Raw genomic sequence first — 17158 nt, forward strand, 5'->3', positions numbered from 1 at the left:
GAGCGGATCGAGGTGCCTCAGGAGCGTGCGTGGGCTCTGGCCAGGGTGGCAGAGGCGCTGGCCCGGGCGGGCCATGCCGACAAGGCCCTCGCCATGGCTGAGCGGATCGAGGCGTCTCAGGAGCGTGCGCGGGTTCTGGCTGGGGTGGCAGAGGCGCTGGCCCAGGCAGGTGCCATTGATGGAGCCCTGAAGATTGTTTCGGTCATGAATGATCCGATTTCTCGAAGTCGTGCCCTATCCCCAGTAATTAAGGATCTCGTGCGCAAAGGCTCTTCTGATGACGCTGTCGAGGCGATGCGTGCTGAACTTCGCTGGGTCAGAGGGGTTGCAGAGCGTCGGGATGTCGCTGGCTGCTACGCCACACTCGCAAAGGCGTGCGCAGATGTCTCCGATCTCGTGGATTCAGAATCCACAATTCGCGGGCAGTGGCTCGGTCTAGCTCGTTCCGCGCTCGCTTGTTCTTGGTTGTACGGAGAATCTGTCTGGGATCAATTCGGCATCCTGATGCGTGTGGCGCCAGAACTGGCAGTACAGCTCGTTGACGAGCGGATTCTCGCCGAGCCTGAGGGCGGCACACCCCCAGAGTCCGACCCCGACCTCGGGCCCGAAGGGCCTGGCGGGCACACCGGGGCGTACCGTTAGGATGGTCCCGTCACTCCTCGCATCCAAGGAAAGGTTCCCGATGTCGATTCGTCGCGTCGCCCTGCTCACCGCTGGCGGTTTCGCCCCCTGTCTGTCCGCCGCCGTCGGCGACCTCATCGAGCGCTACACGCAGGTCGCTCCCGAGGTCGAGATCATCGCCTACCAGTACGGCTACCACGGCCTGCTCACCGGCAACTACATCGTCATCGACGACGAGGGCCGCAAGAACGCCGGCATCCTGCGTGACTTCGGCGGGTCCCCGATCGGCAACTCCCGCGTCAAGCTCACCAACGCCAAGAACCTCGTCGAGCGCGGCCTGGTGAAGGAGGGCGTCAACCCCCTGGAGTTCGCCGCCGAGCAGCTGCGCAAGGATGGCGTCGACGTCTTGCACACCATCGGTGGCGACGACACCAACACCACCGCCGCTGACCTGGCTGCCTACCTCCACGAGAACGACTACGAGCTCACGGTCGTCGGCCTGCCCAAGACCATCGACAACGACGTGGTTCCGATCCGCCAGTCCCTGGGCGCCTGGACCGCGGCCGATGAGGGCGCCGGCTTCGCCTTCAACGTCATCGGTGAGCATCGCTCCAACCCCCGTATGCTTATCGTCCACGAGTGCATGGGCCGTAACTGCGGCTACCTCACCGCAGAGACCGCCCGCCGCTACCACGACCTGCTCCAGACCAAGCAGTGGGCCCCCTCCCTCGGCCTGACCAAGGAGCGCTGGGACGTCCACGCCGTCTTCCTCCCCGAGGTGAAGCTCGACATCGCCGCCGAGGCCGAGCGCCTCAAGGCCATCATGGATGAGCAGGGCAACGTCAACATCTTCCTGTCCGAGGGTGCCGGCGTCCCTGAGATCATCGCGGAGATGGAGGCCGCCGGCCAGGAGGTCCAGCGCGACCCCTTCGGCCACGTCAAGCTCGACACCATCAACCCCGGCCAGTGGTTCGCCAAGCAGTTCGCCGAGCTCATCGGCGCTGAGAAGGTCATGGTCCAGAAGTCCGGCTACTACTCGCGTGCCGCGCACGCCAACGCCGAGGACCTCGCCCTCATCAAGAAGATGTGCGACCTGGCCGTCGACTGCGCCCTGCGCGGCGAGTCCGGCGTCATCGGCCAGGACGAGGAGAACAACGACGAGCTCACCGCGATCGCCTTCCCGCGCATCGCCGGCGCCAAGCCCTTCGACATCACCCAGGGCTGGTTCACCGAGCTCATGGCCGAGCTGGGCCAGAAGGTCGAGCCCGCCGAGGCAGCTCCCGAGCACTGAGGCTGAGCCCGCATCCTGCCGCGGCCGGTGCCGTCCTTGTGACGGCGCCGGCCGCTCTTCTGTACCCGTCTGTGTCACGTTTGGCGACTATTCGACCGGCCTGCGGCGCTTCCGGCACGGCAGCCTTCGCATCCGTGCAGGTCAGGGCGTTGCAATCAGCCCGTGCGGGCTCTGCTGCAGCCCTAAAAGTCGCCCACAGTGACAGAATTCGTCTCCCAACCCCCCGTGTTTCGCGATGCGGCGCCGATCCCGGGCAATCTCCCGACTGGCTTATGCTGACAGGCGTGATGAACGAGCTCTCCGCCGCCCGCACGGACGCCCAGGCCCCCGCATGGCGCCACCTGCCCGCCCTCCAGCAGCCCGCCTACCCCGATGAGGCGGCGCTGGCCGACGTGGTGACGGACCTGCGCCGCCGGCCCCCGCTCGTCTTCGCCGGAGAGGTCGACTCCCTGCGAGGCCTCATCGCCCAGGCCAGCACCGGGGACGCCTTCGTCCTCATGGGCGGCGACTGCGCCGAGTCCTTCACCCACAACACGGCCGACAACATCCGCCTCAAGGTCCAGACCATCCTCCAGATGGCCGCGGTCCTCACCTACGGCGCCTCCACGCCCGTGGTCAAGATCGGCCGCATGGCCGGCCAGTACGCCAAGCCCCGCAGCTCGGACACCGAGACCCGCGGCGAGGTCACTCTGCCCGCCTTCCGCGGCGACTCCGTCAACGGCCACGAGTTCACTCCCGAGGCCCGCATCCCCGACCCCACCCGCATGCTGGACGCCTACCTGCGCTCGGGCACCACCCTCAACCTCATCCGCGCCTTCACGATGGGCGGCTACGCGGACCTGCGCGAGGTCCACTCCTGGAACCGAGGCTTCACCGCCAACCCCGCCTACAAGCGCTTCGAGTCCTTTGCCGAGGAGATCGACCGGGCCATGCGCTTCATGGAGGCCGCCGGTGTCGACTTCGACGCCCTGCGCCAGGTCGACTTCTACGCCGCCCACGAAGCCCTCCTCCTGGAGTACGAGGACGCCATGATCCGCGAGGACTCCCGCTCCGGGCGCCTCTACGACACCTCCGCGCACATGCTCTGGGTGGGGGAGCGTACCCGCGAGGCCGACGGCGCCCACGTCGCCATCCTCGCCGGCGTCCACAACCCCGTGGGCGTCAAGGTCGGCCCCACCACGTCCCCCGACGACATCGCCCGGCTCATGGACCGTCTCAACCCCGAGGGCCTCCCCGGGCGCCTGTCCCTCATCACCCGCATGGGCGCCGACCGCATCCGTGAGGCCCTGCCGCCGCTGGTGGAGGCGGTGCGCGCCGACGGTCGCCCCGTCACCTGGATCACCGACCCCATGCACGGCAACACCATCACCTCCGACAACGGCTACAAGACCCGCCGCTTCGAGACGATCCTCGACGAGATCCGTGGCTTCTTCGAGGTGCACCGCTCCCTGGGCACTGCCCCGGGCGGCATCCACGTCGAGCTCACCGGCGACGACGTCACCGAGGTCCTCGGCGGCGGCGAGCACATCGACGAGGCCGGCCTGGCCGAGCACTACGAGACCCTCGTCGACCCGCGCCTCAACCACCAGCAGTCACTCGAAGTCGCCTTCGAGATCGCCGAGATGCTCAAGGGCTGAGAACACCCACTGAGCGCCCGCCTGCAGAGCAGGTGAAGCGTGGCCCGGTCCGCTGAAACGGAACCGGGCCACATTCGTCAGAAGATGTTGATGGTGACCTTGGAGTCCGGCTTGACGCTGGAGCCCGGTGCGGGGTCGGTGGAGCGCACCGTCCCGAAGGGGCCACCCAGGCGCTTGTTGACCTCCACCTTGAGCCCGGCGTCCTCCAGGGCCTTCTTGGCCTCGTCCTGGCTCTTGCCGGTCACGTCGGGGACCGTCACCTTCTCCGGCCCCTTGGAGACGGTCAGGTCCACCGAGTCGCCCTTGTAGTAGCCCGAGGCCCCGGCGATGGGGGAGGAGGAGATGACGTTCCCCTTGGCCACGGAGTCGGAGTAGCCCTTGCTGACCTTGCCCTTCTTCAGCCCGGCGTCCTCCAGGACCTTCTTGGCCTCGTCCTCGCTCATACCGGTCACGTCGGGGATCGTGGCCGGCTCCTTGCCCTTGGAGACCACGAGCGAGACCTTCTCGGTGTGCTTGATGACCTTGCCGGCCTTGGGGTCGCAGGAGATGACCTTGCCCGACTCCACGCTGGCGGAGTACTCCTCGGTGACGTCCCCCAGGGTCAGGCCGGCCGCTGTGATCGCGGCTGTGGCCTGGTCCTTGGTCTTCCCGACGACGTCGGGAACGGTCTTGGTCTCCACGCCTCGGGAGACGGTGGCGGTGACGGCCTGGCCGAGCCCCACCTTCTGACCCGCCTTCGGCTGGCAGGAGACGATGCTGCCGGCCGGGACCGTGTCGGAGTAGGCGCGCTCGGGCGTGCCCCAGTTGAGCCCCTGCTTCTCCAGGGCGAGCTGCGCCTGGTCCTCAGACATGCCGACGATGTTGGGTACGGGAACTCTTCTGCCGGGACCGGCCGTCAGGTACCAGGTGGCGCTCGCCCCGGTTCCGGCCACGGCCAGCAGTCCGATGATGACCGCACGACGGCGGATGAAGTTGCCGGTGCCCTTCTTCGGGGCGGGGACGGCAGTGGTCTTCTGGGCGTCGGCCGCCAGGGCCTTGCGGGAGAGCGCACGTGTTCTCCCCTTGGAGTCCGGGCCGATGGAACCGATGGGAAGGGAGACGGTGCGCATCCCGGCGTGCGGCGAGGCGTCCTCGGCGGAGGAGTCGTCGGCGTCGTCCTGGGGCTCGTTGTCGATGGCTGAGCGGGCGGCCTGAGCATTGGCCGTCATGACCTGCTGGGTGCGGATGGAGCCGGTCCCGCCCCCGCGGCGCACGGAGAGCTCGGACTCGGTGAGCTCGTCGACGACGTTGCGCAGCAGTGCCAGCGCCTCGTCGGCGTCGGCCGGGCGCTCCTGCGGCTCACGGCGCGTCATGGTGGCCACGAGCTCGTCGACGTCGGCCGGCATGTCGGGCACCAGCTTGGAGGGCAGGGGAACGTCCTCGTGGACGTTGCGGAAGGCGATCTGAATGGGGGAGTCCGCGGTGAAGGGCTGCTGGCCGGTGAGGAGCTCGTAGAGAACCACCCCTGCAGAGAAGACGTCGGCGCGAGAGGTCGACTCCCCGGAGGTGATGAGCTCGGGCGCCAGGTAGGCGACCGTGCCCAGCACGTTGCCCGTCGTCGTCTGCGTCACCTCCGTGACCGCCCGGGCCAGGCCGAAGTCGGCCACCTTGGCCACCGAGCCGTCCGAGGGCAGCAGGACGTTCTCCGGTTTGATGTCGCGGTGGACCAGGCCGGCCCGATGGGCCGCGCCGAGCGGGCGCAGCAGCTGGGCCACCAGGCCCAGGGCCTCCTTGACCGACAGTGGTCCTGCCGCAATGAGGTCACGTAGCGTGGGCCCCTCGACGTACTCCATGACGAGGTAGGCGACCCCGTCGAGGCTGCCCTGGTCGAAGACGGCCACCACGCCCGGGTTGGACAGGCGTGCCGCGGCCCTCGCCTCACGGCGGAAGCGTGAGACGAAGTCGGGGGAGTCGGCCAGGTGGGCGTGCATGAGCTTGAGCGCCACGGTCCGGTCCAGGCGACGGTCATGAGCGCGGTAGACGGTGGCCATCCCACCACGCGCTAGGCGGTCGACGATCTCGTAGCGAGAGTCGACCAACCGACCAATGAGGGGATCTGTCACCACCCCGCGATTCTACGATGCCGGTCGGGTGGTGACAGCCGCCGGCCGGATCAGGCGGGTAGTACTGCCCGCCTGGCGGGGTGCCCTGTTTCCTGCACCGGATCAGGAGACTCGGTGTGTCAGCAGGTCCGCCAGCACCGCCAGGTCCTCCAGGGATGCGGTGCTCACCACGCCCTCGGTCCCGAGTCGTTCCAGCGCCCGGTTCCCGGCGTCGCGGTGCGCGGCAATGATCTCCTCGTGGGCGGCGCGCGCGCCGCAGTCCTCGATGAGAGCGGTGACCTCGCTGATCTGCTCTTCCGTGGCCTCGGGGTTGGCCAGGACGCTGCCGAGCAGGTGCCGGCCAGCCTCGTCGCAGCGCCCCCAGGTCAGGGCCAGCAGCACTGTGCGCTTGCCCTCGCGCAGATCGTCTCCGGCCGGCTTGCCGGTGGTCTGCGGTGAGCCGAAGACCCCCAGCTCGTCGTCGCGCAGCTGGAAGGCGATACCGACGTCCTCGCCGAAGGCGGCCAGGTGCTCGGCGGTGGTCCCGCTCGGGTCCAGGCCGGCCAGGAGGGCGCCAATGAGCAGCGGGTGACGCACCGAGTAGCGGGCCGACTTATGCCGCACGACCGACAGGGCGTCGCCCTGCATGAGCCTGGCTGCGGCACCCGGCTCCCGGTCCCAGGGAAGGGGCAGGTTCTCACTGCGCACGTCGAGGAACTGCCCCAGGGCCACCTCCGTGGTCATGGCGTCGAAGGCGGACCGGGCATGCTGCACCGCGCTGCTTCTGGTCTTACTGGAGGCGCGCGACGGCGCCAGCGCGCTCATCTGCTCTCCAGCCAGCGACAGCAGGAGGTCACCGAGCAGGATGGCGCCATTGGCCCCGAAGGTCTGCGGGCGTCCCAGCCAGCCCCGGGCCTCGTGGTCTCGAGCGAAGACGCGGTGCGCCGCGGGCTGGCCCCGCCGAGTGTTGGCACCGTCCATGAGGTCGTCGTGGACCAGGGCACTGGCCTGGTAGAGCTCCAGGGCCGCACCCAGGTGGACGGCGTCGGAACCGGTCAGGTACTCGGCTCGCTGCTCCGGGGTGCTCAGGATCGCGCAGCCGACGGCCCCCAGGACGGCCCGCATGCGCTTGCCCCCACTCAGGACGCTCCCGGCGGCCTCGAGCAGCTCCGGGGTGGCCTGGCCCAGGTCCTCCCAGCGCCGGTGGCAGTCCTCCAGGACCTGAGTCAGGCGGTGCTCGACGGCGGGACGGACACGGCCCAGGGCCGCAGGCAACGCACTCATGACCGCCAGAGTAGTCCCAGCTCAGACGTCAGGAGGGGTGGTGACTCCCCCGGTGGCGGGTTTGCTGCGGCACGACGCGAGTGCGAACAAGGTGAGGTCATACTAAGTCATCTGTGCGGAGATCCTGAGGAATAAACGCTACAATTCGGGGGTTGTCTACTGTGCCGGGTCGGGTTCCCATACCCCGTCACCGGCTGTCCGCCCGCCCACGCGAAAGGAACTCCGTGGCTTCTTCCACAGTGACGCGCTCCAGCACCGAGCTCACTGACGACGTCGACGAGACCCCGCTCGACGACGAGGACTTCGACCTCGACGACGAAGGAGACGGCGACGCCGGCTATGACGACGAGGACTACGACGGCTCTGACGACGGCTCTGACGAGGACGACAACGGGGACTCCTCTGACGAGGACGAGGACCAGGATGACGACTCCGAGGCGCAGACCGCCCAGGAGGATGACGGTCCGGCCCCCGAGCTGCGCGACTACTACCTGGATGTGAGCCTGGAGGAGAACGGCGACGGCTCCAAGCGCAGCCCCTTCAACAACCCCGCCTCTCTCAAGGGGGTCCGCCTGGCGCCGGGGGCGACTCTCTTCGTGCGCTCGCGCACGGTCGTGGAGAACCTGGAGATCGCCGGTCACGGCACCCTGGAGGAGCCCATCACGCTGGCCCCCTACGGACACGGCCCGGTTCCCCGGTTCGTCGTGGGTGACTCCGCCCCGATGGTGGCGCGTGACTACCTCGCTCAGAACGGCTACATCTTCCGCGGCTGGGTCATCAAGGGCATCAAGATGCAGCCCTCCATCGCGGCCCTGACCGGCGAGCTCGAGCGCATGCGCCGGGAGGAGGCGGAGAAGGCCGCCTCCAAGAAGTCCGGTAAGCGCGGCAAGTCCCAGGACAAGGACGGCTCCTTCACCGTCTCCGACTCCGATGAGGGTGACGAGCCCGCCCAGCGGGTCGTCACCGCCGGCGCCACCGCGGACCCGGTCAAGGACTACCTCAAGCAGATCGGTAAGGTCGCGCTGCTGAACGCCGAGCAGGAGGTCGAGCTCGCCAAGCGCATCGAGGCCGGCCTCTACGCCGAGCACCGCCTGGCTGAGGAGGGTAACGACCTACCGGCCAAGCTGCGCCGCGAGCTGCACTGGGTGGCCCAGGACGGTCAGAGGGCCAAGAACCACCTGCTGGAGGCCAACCTGCGACTGGTGGTCTCCCTGGCCAAGCGCTACACGGGGCGCGGCATGCTCTTCCTGGACCTCATCCAGGAGGGCAACCTGGGCCTCATCCGAGCTGTGGAGAAGTTCGACTACACCAAGGGCTTCAAGTTCTCCACCTACGCCACCTGGTGGATCCGCCAGGCCATCACCCGCGCGATGGCGGACCAGGCCCGCACCATCCGTATCCCGGTGCACATGGTCGAGGTCATCAACAAGCTCGCCCGCGTGCAGCGCCAGATGCTCCAGGACCTGGGACGTGAGCCCACCCCGGAGGAGCTGGCCGTCGAGCTGGACATGACCCCGGAGAAGGTCGTCGAGGTCCAGAAGTACGGGCGCGAGCCGATCTCCCTGCACACCCCCCTGGGTGAGGACGGGGACTCCGAGTTCGGTGACCTCATTGAGGACTCCGAGGCCGTGGTCCCGGCCGACGCGGTCAGCTTCACCCTCCTGCAGGAGCAGCTCCACGCCGTGCTGGACACTCTCTCGGAGCGCGAGGCCGGCGTGGTCTCCATGCGCTTCGGTCTGACCGACGGCCAGCCCAAGACCCTCGATGAGATCGGCAAGGTCTACGGGGTCACCCGGGAGCGCATCCGCCAGATCGAGTCCAAGACCATGTCCAAGCTGCGCCACCCCTCGCGCAGCCAGGTCCTGCGCGACTACCTGGACTGAGCGGACGGACCCTGACGAAGGAGCCCTACCGACTCCCGCGTGTCAACGGCGTCGGCCCCGGAACCCATGTGGTTCCGGGGCCGACGCCGTTATCTGCTTCCTTGTGATTGAGCTCACTGGCTGACCGACCGGTAAGAATGGTGGTAGGTTGCTGTTACTGGAAAATGGGTGACAACCACGTCATATCGGGAGCGTTCAATGAAGAGAAGTGCTCGTTTTCGCAGAACAATGAGTGCTGGTGCAGCATTCGTGCTAATGATGGCGGGAATGATTCCACTGTCCCTGGTTGCCGCATCAACTGCTGATGCTGAGCCGGGACAGGGCGGGGGAGTAGAAGACTCTTCGACGGCGGTGACCGCGCCCACCAGCTTCGGTAGGAGCGCCGAGCCGATTCCCGAGGAGCGGCCGGCGGCCGAGGTGAATCATGCGGCTGACCAGAACGTTCTGAGCTACTGGACGCACGAGCGCATGGCTGCCGCCCAGCCCCTGGACACGGGTATGGCCGATGACCCCACCCAGGAGCGGCCGGTCGCCGCAGGGGGCGACGGGGACAGCTCCAGCTCGACTGATCCGGCTGGAATGACCGAGCCCGTTGCTCCGGTTGCTGATGGGGGAACGATCCTGCCCGCCAGGGCCAAGGGGAAGCTGTTCTTCAACGGCTATGCCTCTGACAATGCCTACTGCAGCGCCTCAGTTCTCAATACTCCGTCCAAGAGCGTGGTCATTACGGCGGCCCACTGCGTCTACAGTACTGAAAAAGGGTGGGTGAAGGATGCGGTGTTCGTTCCGGACTACGACCGCACCCAGGCAGACCCGGATCCGGTGGGCGTATGGACGGCCCGGTCTATACGCACCTTCAACAGCTGGCGGGCCGATCAGACTGACTACAGCAGCGACGTCGCCTACGTGACGCTCAACAACGGCGGAGATGCGAACAAACCTGTTGCCGATGTCGTGGGTGGCTACGGGCTGGCCTGGGGAGGCAGCTACGTTTTCCAGGCAACGATCTTCGGATACCCGACCAACAAGACCAACCCGGACGGTCGCGGCACCATCCACTCCTGTGTCCGAACCGCGCAGGAGTCGGAGGGCAAGGTTCGGGTCGAGGGCTGCGACTTCGGCTTCGGCGGCTCGGGAGGACCCTGGCTCTACCGCTACAACGAGTCCACCGGGCTCGGCTACGTGAGGTCGGTGACCTCCCTGTGGCGGCCCCTTGGCGGCATCAACCGAGGCCCTTACTTCACTGAGGCGATGAAGAATATGCTGGATGCCACCGCCGGGGACTGAGCGGAGGGGCCTCAGTCGGTGACGACCTTGGCCCCGGTGGTCTTCTTGGCGGCGTCGAGGGTTCCCAGCTCGGTGACTCCGGAGAAACCGGCGTTGCGCATGACGGCACTGGCCATCTTGGGTTGGTCGGCGGAGCCGTAGAGCTGGTACTGGGAGCTGCGGTCCAGGCCTGAGATCTGGCTGGAGAAATCACCCGAGGAGAAGTCGTAGTTAACGGCCCCCTCCAGGTGCCCCTTCTTGAACTCCTCAGCCGAACGCAGGTCGACGATGACGACGGGTCCGGTGGCCTTCGCGTCCGCCGGGGCGGTGTTGGCTGGGGAGGTGGCGCCGGAGCCGGTGGATCCGGAGCATCCTGAAAGCGTTAACGCGCCGCAGAAGACGAGCAGGGCAGAGGCGGTCATGACGCGGAGAGAGCGTTTCACAGACAGTTCCTTAAGGGGTCACGCGGCTTCGTCGAGCCTGGATGGGGGCAGGTTGCTTCATTCAGCGCAAGGCTCTGTGCCGGGGGACTCGGGGTGGGAACAGGAGCAGGGCCTCAGGAATGAGGATATGCGGCATCCGGTAGAAAAAGACTGTGATACTCAGTGAACCGCAGTGCCGACTTCAGTGAAGAAGTCCACGTCGGCTGGGTCGACCGGCGCCGTCAGCTGCCGGCGGTCAGGCTCGCGGTCTCGTCCTGGAACAGCAGGGCGACCTCCTTGAGCTTGTCTGCGTGCTTGCGGGCGTGGTGGCCGCAGAAGAAGAGCTCGCCGGTCAGCATGACGACTCGGACGTAGGCCTGCGCGTCGCAGACGTCGCAGCGGTCGGCTGTGGTCAGCGGGCGCTCGGCGGAGTCGGCGGCAGGAGCGGTCTGCTCGTCCAGGGTGGTCACCGCCTGTGTGGCGGTTGAGGTTCCGGTTGTGCTCATGGACTGCATTGCATCATGACGCGGACGCTTCCACCCGCCCGAGGCGGCCGTTTCCGCCTGAGGCGCACGCGCTTTCGCCCACGGCGCACGTCACCACAGAACTGACCGGGCGGGTGAATGCTGGAGGGTGGCCGTGGTGAGCTGTCACAGTGCAGGACTCGGGAGGGAGCAGTCGGGATGTCGGTGGTGCAGGAGTTCCGCGACCGTGAGATCGCGCGCCTGGAGCGCTCGGGCTGGGCGACCAACGCGGCCCTTCGTCAGAGGCTGGAGGCCGTAGGGCTGCGGCCGCCCGCCGAGGTCGTCGCCGAGTGCCTGGACGAGGGCGCAGGAGACGGAGGCGGTGCCGGTGCCCGCTGGGCGCGGGCCGAGCGCGCAGTGGCCCGCTTAAGGGAGCACTTCGCCCCTTTCCGCTTCTCCAACGACGTCGACTACGGGCTCCTGGCGATCCCGGCCAGCAACCGACTCGACACCCGCGGGACCATGGACCTGAACATCCGCCGCGGTCAGCAGCCCGATCTGGCCAAGGACTTCGTCGACCCGGCCCTGGGGGAGGGGATCGACCTCGCCGGGGCCACCGGCACTGCCGGGAGCACGCTGGCCAAGGACGGCTGGATGGTGGTCGCCGGCGTCGTCGGCCAGTACGGGATCTCGGCGGGAAGCCATGAGGACATCATCGCCGCCGCGGAGCTCTTCGAGGTCGACGGCGTCGACACCCGCACCCTCATGACCCGTCAAATCTGGGGAGCCCGCCTCCTGCAGTGCCCGCCAGGGCTCGTCCCCGACTCCGACTACGCCGAGCGATGGACCTTCACGCTCTTACCCGCCGAGGGGCTGGTGGACGGGCGGGCCGTCTCCGGCACCGTGCTCAAGAGACGGGTGCGCTTCCGCCTGGGCAAGGCCGACCGCGGGATCGGCAGCGCGCGGGTGAGCCCAGCCCTCCCGCTGACGTAGGGGCCCAACGGCCTCGGTAGCTGCATGACGTATGACGCCACACGCGCACCGCGGCGGGGCACAAGGCACCGGTGGCACTGATCGGCTAGATTCCCAGCGTGCCCTCATCTGAGAACAAGACCAGCCGGGGCGACTACTCCGCCCGCCACCTCTCCGTCCTGGAGGGGCTCGAGGCCGTGCGCAAGCGCCCGGGAATGTACATCGGCTCCACCGACCAGCGCGGTCTCATGCACTGCGTGTGGGAGATCGTCGACAACGCCGTCGATGAGGCCCTCGAAGGGCACGGCGACGACATCTCGGTGACCGTCCACAACGACGGATCCATCGAGGTGCGTGACAACGGGCGCGGCGTGCCCGTGGACATTGAGCCCTCCTCCGGCCTGACCGGCGTCGAGCTCGTCTACACCAAGCTGCACGCCGGCGGGAAGTTCGGCGGAGGCTCCTACGGCGCCGCCGGCGGCCTGCACGGCGTGGGGGCGTCCGTCGTCAACGCCCTGGCCGAACGCATGGACGTCGAGGTCGACCGCGGCGGCAAGACCTACGCCATGAGCTTCCACCGCGGCGAGCCCGGCATCTTCGACGACACCGCCGGGCGCAGCCCCTCCTCACCCTTCACCGGATTCACGAAGGCCTCCGAGCTGCGCGTCATCGGCAAGGTGCGCCGCGGCGTGACCGGCACCCGGGTCCGCTACTGGGCCGACCCCCAGATCTTCCCCAAGCCCACCGAGTACGACGCCGCCGCCCTGCGCGCCCGACTGCGCCAGACCAGCTTCCTCGTCCCGGGCCTCACCCTGCGCCTGGAGGACAAGCGCCCCAAGGCCGAGGCCATCGCCGCCTCCACCACGCCGGCCGCCGACGCCGGCGAGACCGACGACGCCGTCCACGAGGTCACCCTGCGGGCGGCCGCCAAGAACGCCACCGAGAACCGCGGCGACCTGTTCGACACCGGTGATGACGACGACGTCGAGGTCTTCCAGGCCCTGGGCGGCACCGCCGACTTCGTCGACTTCCTGGCCTCCGACGGCTCAGTCACCGACACCTTCCGCCTCACCGGTGAGGGCACCTACACCGAGACCGTTCAGCAGCTCGACCGCGCCAGCGGGCACCTGCGGCCCGTTGAGGTCGAGCGCACCTGCATGGTCGACGTCGCCCTGCGATGGGGGATCGGCTACGACACCACGGAGCGTTCCTTCGTCAACATCATCGCCACCCCCATGGGCGGCACCCACCTGACCGGATTCGAGCAGGCCCTCACCAGGGTGCTGCGCAAGCGCATCGAGGCCGACTCCCGGGCCCTGAAGCTCACCGCCAAGGACGGGCGCGTCGAGAAGGACGACATCATGGCGGGCCTGACCGCCGTCATCACCGTGCGCGTGCCCGAGCCCCAGTTCGAGGGGCAGACCAAGGAGGTTCTGGGCACCGGGCCCGTGCGCCAGATCGTCTCCAAGGTGGTTGAGCGCGAGCTCACCGCCCTGCTGACCTCCTCCAAGCGGGACCTCAAGGCCCAGGCGCGCGCCCTGGAGGAGAAGATCGTCGGCGAGATGCGCGCCCGCGTCTCAGCGCGCCTGCACAAGGAGATCACCCGCCGCAAGACGGCCCTGGAGACCTCCTCCCTGCCGGCCAAGCTCGCCGACTGCCGCAGCGACGACGTCGCCGCCTCCGAGCTGTTCATCGTCGAGGGCGACTCCGCCCTGGGAACCGCCAAGAACGCGCGCAACTCCGAGTTCCAGGCGCTCCTGCCGATCCGCGGCAAGATTCTCAACGTGCAGAAGGCCTCCCAGGCCGACATGCTGCGCAACGTCGAGTGCTCGGCCATCATCCAGGTGGTCGGCGCCGGCAGCGGACGCACCTTCGACCTGGAGGCCGCCCGCTACGGCAAGGTCATCCTCATGACCGACGCCGACGTCGACGGCGCCCACATCCGCACCCTCCTGCTGACCCTCTTCTTCCGCTACATGCGCCCCATGATCGAGGCGGGCCGGGTCTTCGCCGCCGTCCCGCCCCTGCACCGCATCGAGGTCTCCGGCTCGGGGCGGCGCAAGAAGGAGATCATCTACACCTACTCCGATGAGGAGCTCGTCGCCACCCTGCGCCGCCTGGAGCGCGCGGGCCGCAGCTTCAAGGAGCCCCAGCGCTACAAGGGCCTGGGGGAGATGGACGCCCACCAGCTCGCCGAGACCACCATGGAGCCCCAACATCGCACCCTGCGGCGCATTACCCTGGGGGATGAGGCCCAGATCATGGAGGCCGAGTCCGTGTTCGAGCTCCTCATGGGCTCATCGGTTGAGCCCCGCCGCGACTTCATCGTCGAAGGCGCCCGTGATGTTGATCGCGAGCGCATCGACGCCTGATCCTCGCGTCAGGTCTCGGCCACTCCTTCAGGTAGGGTCCAGTAACCTTCGTGTCACGGTCCGCCGCAGGTCGAGGCGCGCTGCTTACTGACTGATCGTCTTTCTTCATCCTCATGAGGGAGGTGCACTCATGGCACCCGGTTACGGTATCCGCCGGGCGGGGTCCTCACCGTGGCCCATCCTGCGCCCGGGTCCCCGTTCGTCCCTGTCGCGGGAGCTGTCCTGGCGGCCGCTGGGCCCGGAGGACAACCACGAGCTGGCCGCGCTCATCGCTCGGGCCGAGGACGTCGACAACCCGCCCTACCGCACCAGTGAGCAGGAGACGGCCGAGTACTTCCTCGACCCCACCTACTCCGGTGTCGCCGGGCGCGATGCTGACGGCGTCATGCGCGCCTTCGGCCTGGTGCGCCTGCGCCCAGCCGGGGAGATCTACGCCTCCATGACCGGCACCGTGGACCCGGCCGTACGCAAACGCGGCATCGGTCGTGCCCTCCTGCACTGGCAGGCCGAGCGGGCCCGCCACCTCGTGGGTGCCGAACGAGCCGGCTCCGTGCCGGGCAAGGGCTCGACCCAGGTCCCAGCCCACGTGGTCACCACTGTCATGGAGGATGACAAGCGCATGCAGGGGCACCTGGCGGACATGGGTTTTGAACCGACGCGCTGGTACCGGGAGGTGCGCCGTTTCCTCGGCGACGAGATCCCCGAGGTGGACCTGGACGGCTTCATCACCATCGACCCGTGGACCCCCGAGATCGACGACGACGTCCGCCGGGCCTACAACCAGGCCATGGCCGAGACCTGGAAGGCGGAGAACGTCACCCCCGAGGACTGGACCGCAGGCAGTGCCTATTTCGCCCCCCAGTGGAGCTTTGTGGCCATGGACCGCTCCGGGGACCGGGCCCGCGTCGCCGGCTACCTGCGTTCGGGCCGCTACGAGCAGGACTGGCAGGCACTGGGCTGGCGGGAGGGCTACACCGACGTGCTCGGGGTCCTCAGCGACTACCGCCACCGCCGGATCGGGCCCGCGCTGCTGGTGGCCGCCATGCGCGCCTACGCCGCCGACGGCATGGAGTACGCCGCCGCCGGCGTCGACACCGACAACCCCAGTGGTGCCGTAGACCTGTACGAGTCCCTGGGCTACGTGCCCACCCGTGGCACCATCCTCTACGCCCTCGACGTCTGAGCGGGGCCTTCACCACCTGGCGATTCACCCTCGCAGGTGGGCCACAGCTCCGGCCACCACGGTGGCCACTGGGCGAACACCCGCCAGCTCCGCGGCCCCCAGGCGCAGGGGATCCTCGGCCAGGAGCACCAGGTAGGCCTGAGAGCCCACCGCCACCGGACCGGCCCCGTTGACACTGGCCGCCAGCGCCTCCTCCGCCGTCAGCCGCTGATCCGGCGACCACACCGAACCATCCGGCGTCCGGCGCCCCACGGCCGCCGACATGGCCAGCCACGGGTCCAGGGGCGCCACCGGCGCGTCCGAGCCCAGCTGGAGCAGGGCCCCGGCGGCCACCATGTCCGCGAAGGCGTAGGTGCGCCCCTCCAGCCCCGGCCACACCCGGCCCACGGCCGCCCAGTCGTCAATGAGATGGGCCGGCTGAACCGACAGCTCGATGCCGCAGCCCACGAGGCGCCTGAGCGCCCCGTCTGGCTCATCGAGGGCGTCGGCCGGCAGCAGCTGGGCGTGCTCCAGGCGCCCGGCGGCACCCGAGCGCGCGAAGGCCGCGGCGACGTCGTCGACCGCCGCGTCCCCGATGGCGTGGACGGCCATCTCATAACCCTGCCGGGAGGCGTGGGCCATGAGGTCGGTGAGCTCGGCCCGGTCGATGTTGACCACGCCGTGGGGGTGGTCAACCCCCAGCTGGGCCGGATAGGGCTCGCACGTGTGCGCGCTGCCCGAGCCCATCGAGCCGTCGGCGATCACCTTGAGCGGCCCCTGAACCAGCACCGGGGAGCCGTCGGGCAAGCGGGGTGAGCCTGCCAGCTCTGTCCCAGTGCGCAGGCCCCGGGCGATCCACCGCTCCAGCTTGTCGCGGTAGACCCCGATGCGGATACGGGGCAGCACCTCAGGAAGGACGCCCTGGTCCGCCATGACCCGCAGGCGCCGCGGCCAGTCATCGGGATCCTCCGACCAGCTCATGTCAACCACGCCGGTGATGCCCCGGGACAGCATGTCGGCCAGGACCTGCCGGTAGCCGGACTCCCGCAGCTCGCGCGTCCCGGGCACCTCATCGAGGCGGTCCAGCAGGGCGAACCACGGCTCCTCCTTCATCGGTGCCCCCGGGTCCTGGACGCTGGCCCCCGGCAGGCCGAAGACACGCAGTGTCGCCGAGTTCAGCCACCCGGAGTGCACGTCCCCGGAGATGAGCAGCGTGGGAGTCTCCCCGGTGACGGCGTCGAGCTCGGCGACCGTGGGCACCCGGGGCCAGTTGGACAGACGGTGCCCGAATCCCTGGATCGTGGCCGGCCGCGAACCCGCCGGCAGCTCCCGCAGCGCCCGGGCCACCAGCTCCAGGGCCTCCTCGGCGCTGCGGGTGGCCAGCGTGTCAATGCGCGCCGAGCGCGCCGCCTCCATGTCCAGGTGGGCGTGAGCGTCCCACAGACCGGGAATGAGGAAGGAGCCCTCGGCCTGAAGGACCCGTACCCCGGGAGCACCCAGCCCCCGCCCGACCTCGACGACCCGGCCTGCCTCGATGCGCACATCCACGGGCTCACCCGGGGACGGTGGGTCGTCCAGGGCGCCAGGGTGCGAATCCCTGCGGCGCAGCACACCCAACTCGGTGCGGGACCGGAAAGGGACGATGCGCGCATCCCTGATGAGCAGGTCTGCGGAGGGTTGATCAGCCATGCGCCACTTTAGGC

Annotated in this window: 13 protein-coding genes; 8 read left to right on the forward strand and 5 right to left on the reverse strand. The window is 68.7% G+C overall.

Going from position 1 to position 17158, the window contains the following annotated elements; genetic code table 11:
• The 3 genes from HMPREF2883_RS02095 to HMPREF2883_RS02105 form a co-directional block, all read left to right on the forward strand.
• On the forward strand, positions 1 to 642 hold a 642-nt coding region (locus HMPREF2883_RS02095), incomplete at its 5' end, for a hypothetical protein (protein WP_218079115.1).
• 40 nt (positions 643 to 682) lie between these two features.
• Positions 683 to 1912 carry a pyrophosphate--fructose-6-phosphate 1-phosphotransferase gene (locus HMPREF2883_RS02100; RefSeq protein ID WP_070658735.1) on the forward strand — a complete coding sequence of 410 codons (1230 nt, stop codon included), beginning with the start codon at positions 683 to 685 and terminating at the stop codon, positions 1910 to 1912.
• A 287-nt stretch (positions 1913 to 2199) separates the two neighbouring features.
• Positions 2200 to 3549: a class II 3-deoxy-7-phosphoheptulonate synthase gene (locus tag HMPREF2883_RS02105; protein ID WP_256277293.1), complete on the forward strand. Its 1350-nt coding sequence runs from the start codon at positions 2200 to 2202 to the stop codon at positions 3547 to 3549.
• A gap of 77 nt (positions 3550 to 3626) precedes the next feature.
• On the opposite strand, the gene pknB is transcribed toward HMPREF2883_RS02105, so the two are convergent.
• Both pknB and HMPREF2883_RS02115 read right to left on the reverse strand, forming a co-directional pair.
• Positions 3627 to 5654: a Stk1 family PASTA domain-containing Ser/Thr kinase gene (gene pknB, locus HMPREF2883_RS02110; RefSeq protein WP_070658740.1), complete on the reverse strand. Its 2028-nt coding sequence runs from the start codon at positions 5652 to 5654 to the stop codon at positions 3627 to 3629.
• A gap of 99 nt (positions 5655 to 5753) precedes the next feature.
• A complete protein-coding gene (locus HMPREF2883_RS02115) occupies positions 5754 to 6914 on the reverse strand; it encodes a polyprenyl synthetase family protein (RefSeq protein ID WP_070658742.1) in 1161 nt (386 codons plus the stop codon).
• Between the two features lie 224 nt (positions 6915 to 7138).
• Between HMPREF2883_RS02115 and HMPREF2883_RS02120 the strand changes: the two genes are divergently transcribed.
• Both HMPREF2883_RS02120 and HMPREF2883_RS02125 read left to right on the forward strand, forming a co-directional pair.
• On the forward strand, positions 7139 to 8797 hold the full coding sequence (locus tag HMPREF2883_RS02120; RefSeq protein WP_070658743.1) for an RNA polymerase sigma factor: 1659 nt from the start codon (positions 7139 to 7141) through the stop codon (positions 8795 to 8797).
• A gap of 267 nt (positions 8798 to 9064) precedes the next feature.
• On the forward strand, positions 9065 to 10084 hold the full coding sequence (locus tag HMPREF2883_RS02125; RefSeq protein WP_256277291.1) for a trypsin-like serine peptidase: 1020 nt from the start codon (positions 9065 to 9067) through the stop codon (positions 10082 to 10084).
• A gap of 11 nt (positions 10085 to 10095) precedes the next feature.
• On the opposite strand, the gene HMPREF2883_RS02130 is transcribed toward HMPREF2883_RS02125, so the two are convergent.
• Together HMPREF2883_RS02130 and HMPREF2883_RS02135 are read right to left on the reverse strand one after the other, a co-directional pair.
• Positions 10096 to 10506, reverse strand: a complete 411-nt coding sequence (locus HMPREF2883_RS02130; protein ID WP_070658747.1) for a rhodanese-like domain-containing protein — start codon at positions 10504 to 10506, stop codon at positions 10096 to 10098.
• 221 nt (positions 10507 to 10727) lie between these two features.
• Positions 10728 to 11000, reverse strand: coding sequence for a DUF7455 domain-containing protein (locus tag HMPREF2883_RS02135; RefSeq protein ID WP_176747117.1), 273 nt, complete (start codon positions 10998 to 11000; stop codon positions 10728 to 10730).
• A gap of 168 nt (positions 11001 to 11168) precedes the next feature.
• On the opposite strand from HMPREF2883_RS02135, the gene HMPREF2883_RS02140 reads away from it, so the two are divergent.
• The 3 genes from HMPREF2883_RS02140 to HMPREF2883_RS02150 all read left to right on the forward strand — a co-directional run bounded on the left by HMPREF2883_RS02140 (position 11169) and on the right by HMPREF2883_RS02150 (position 15476).
• On the forward strand, positions 11169 to 11942 hold the full coding sequence (locus tag HMPREF2883_RS02140) for a hypothetical protein (RefSeq protein ID WP_070658750.1): 774 nt from the start codon (positions 11169 to 11171) through the stop codon (positions 11940 to 11942).
• Between the two features lie 98 nt (positions 11943 to 12040).
• Positions 12041 to 14293, forward strand: coding sequence for a DNA gyrase/topoisomerase IV subunit B (locus HMPREF2883_RS02145; protein ID WP_070658752.1), 2253 nt, complete (start codon positions 12041 to 12043; stop codon positions 14291 to 14293).
• A 130-nt stretch (positions 14294 to 14423) separates the two neighbouring features.
• On the forward strand, positions 14424 to 15476 hold the full coding sequence (locus HMPREF2883_RS02150; RefSeq protein ID WP_070658755.1) for a GNAT family N-acetyltransferase: 1053 nt from the start codon (positions 14424 to 14426) through the stop codon (positions 15474 to 15476).
• Between the two features lie 24 nt (positions 15477 to 15500).
• Here the strand turns inward: HMPREF2883_RS02150 and HMPREF2883_RS02155 are convergent, their stop codons facing one another.
• On the reverse strand, positions 15501 to 17144 hold the full coding sequence (locus tag HMPREF2883_RS02155) for an amidohydrolase (RefSeq protein WP_176747118.1): 1644 nt from the start codon (positions 17142 to 17144) through the stop codon (positions 15501 to 15503).
• Between the last annotated feature and the right edge of the window lie 14 nt (positions 17145 to 17158).

The organism is Actinomyces sp. HMSC075C01 (assembly GCF_001812965.1).
Taxonomy (GTDB): domain Bacteria; phylum Actinomycetota; class Actinomycetes; order Actinomycetales; family Actinomycetaceae; genus Actinomyces; species Actinomyces acetigenes.

Excerpts from the sequence above, each read along its gene's own strand:
- HMPREF2883_RS02140 (WP_070658750.1), top strand. The coding sequence starts at position 11,169 with ATGTCGGTGGTGCAGGAGTTCCGCGACCGTGAGATCGCGCGCCTGGAG.
- HMPREF2883_RS02135 (WP_176747117.1), bottom strand. The coding sequence starts at position 11,000 with ATGCAGTCCATGAGCACAACCGGAACCTCAACCGCCACACAGGCGGTG.
- HMPREF2883_RS02150 (WP_070658755.1), top strand. The coding sequence starts at position 14,424 with ATGGCACCCGGTTACGGTATCCGCCGGGCGGGGTCCTCACCGTGGCCC.
- HMPREF2883_RS02105 (WP_256277293.1), top strand. The coding sequence starts at position 2,200 with ATGAACGAGCTCTCCGCCGCCCGCACGGACGCCCAGGCCCCCGCATGG.
- HMPREF2883_RS02100 (WP_070658735.1), top strand. The coding sequence starts at position 683 with ATGTCGATTCGTCGCGTCGCCCTGCTCACCGCTGGCGGTTTCGCCCCC.
- HMPREF2883_RS02115 (WP_070658742.1), bottom strand. The coding sequence starts at position 6,914 with ATGAGTGCGTTGCCTGCGGCCCTGGGCCGTGTCCGTCCCGCCGTCGAG.
- HMPREF2883_RS02155 (WP_176747118.1), bottom strand. The coding sequence starts at position 17,144 with ATGGCTGATCAACCCTCCGCAGACCTGCTCATCAGGGATGCGCGCATC.
- HMPREF2883_RS02125 (WP_256277291.1), top strand. The coding sequence starts at position 9,065 with ATGATTCCACTGTCCCTGGTTGCCGCATCAACTGCTGATGCTGAGCCG.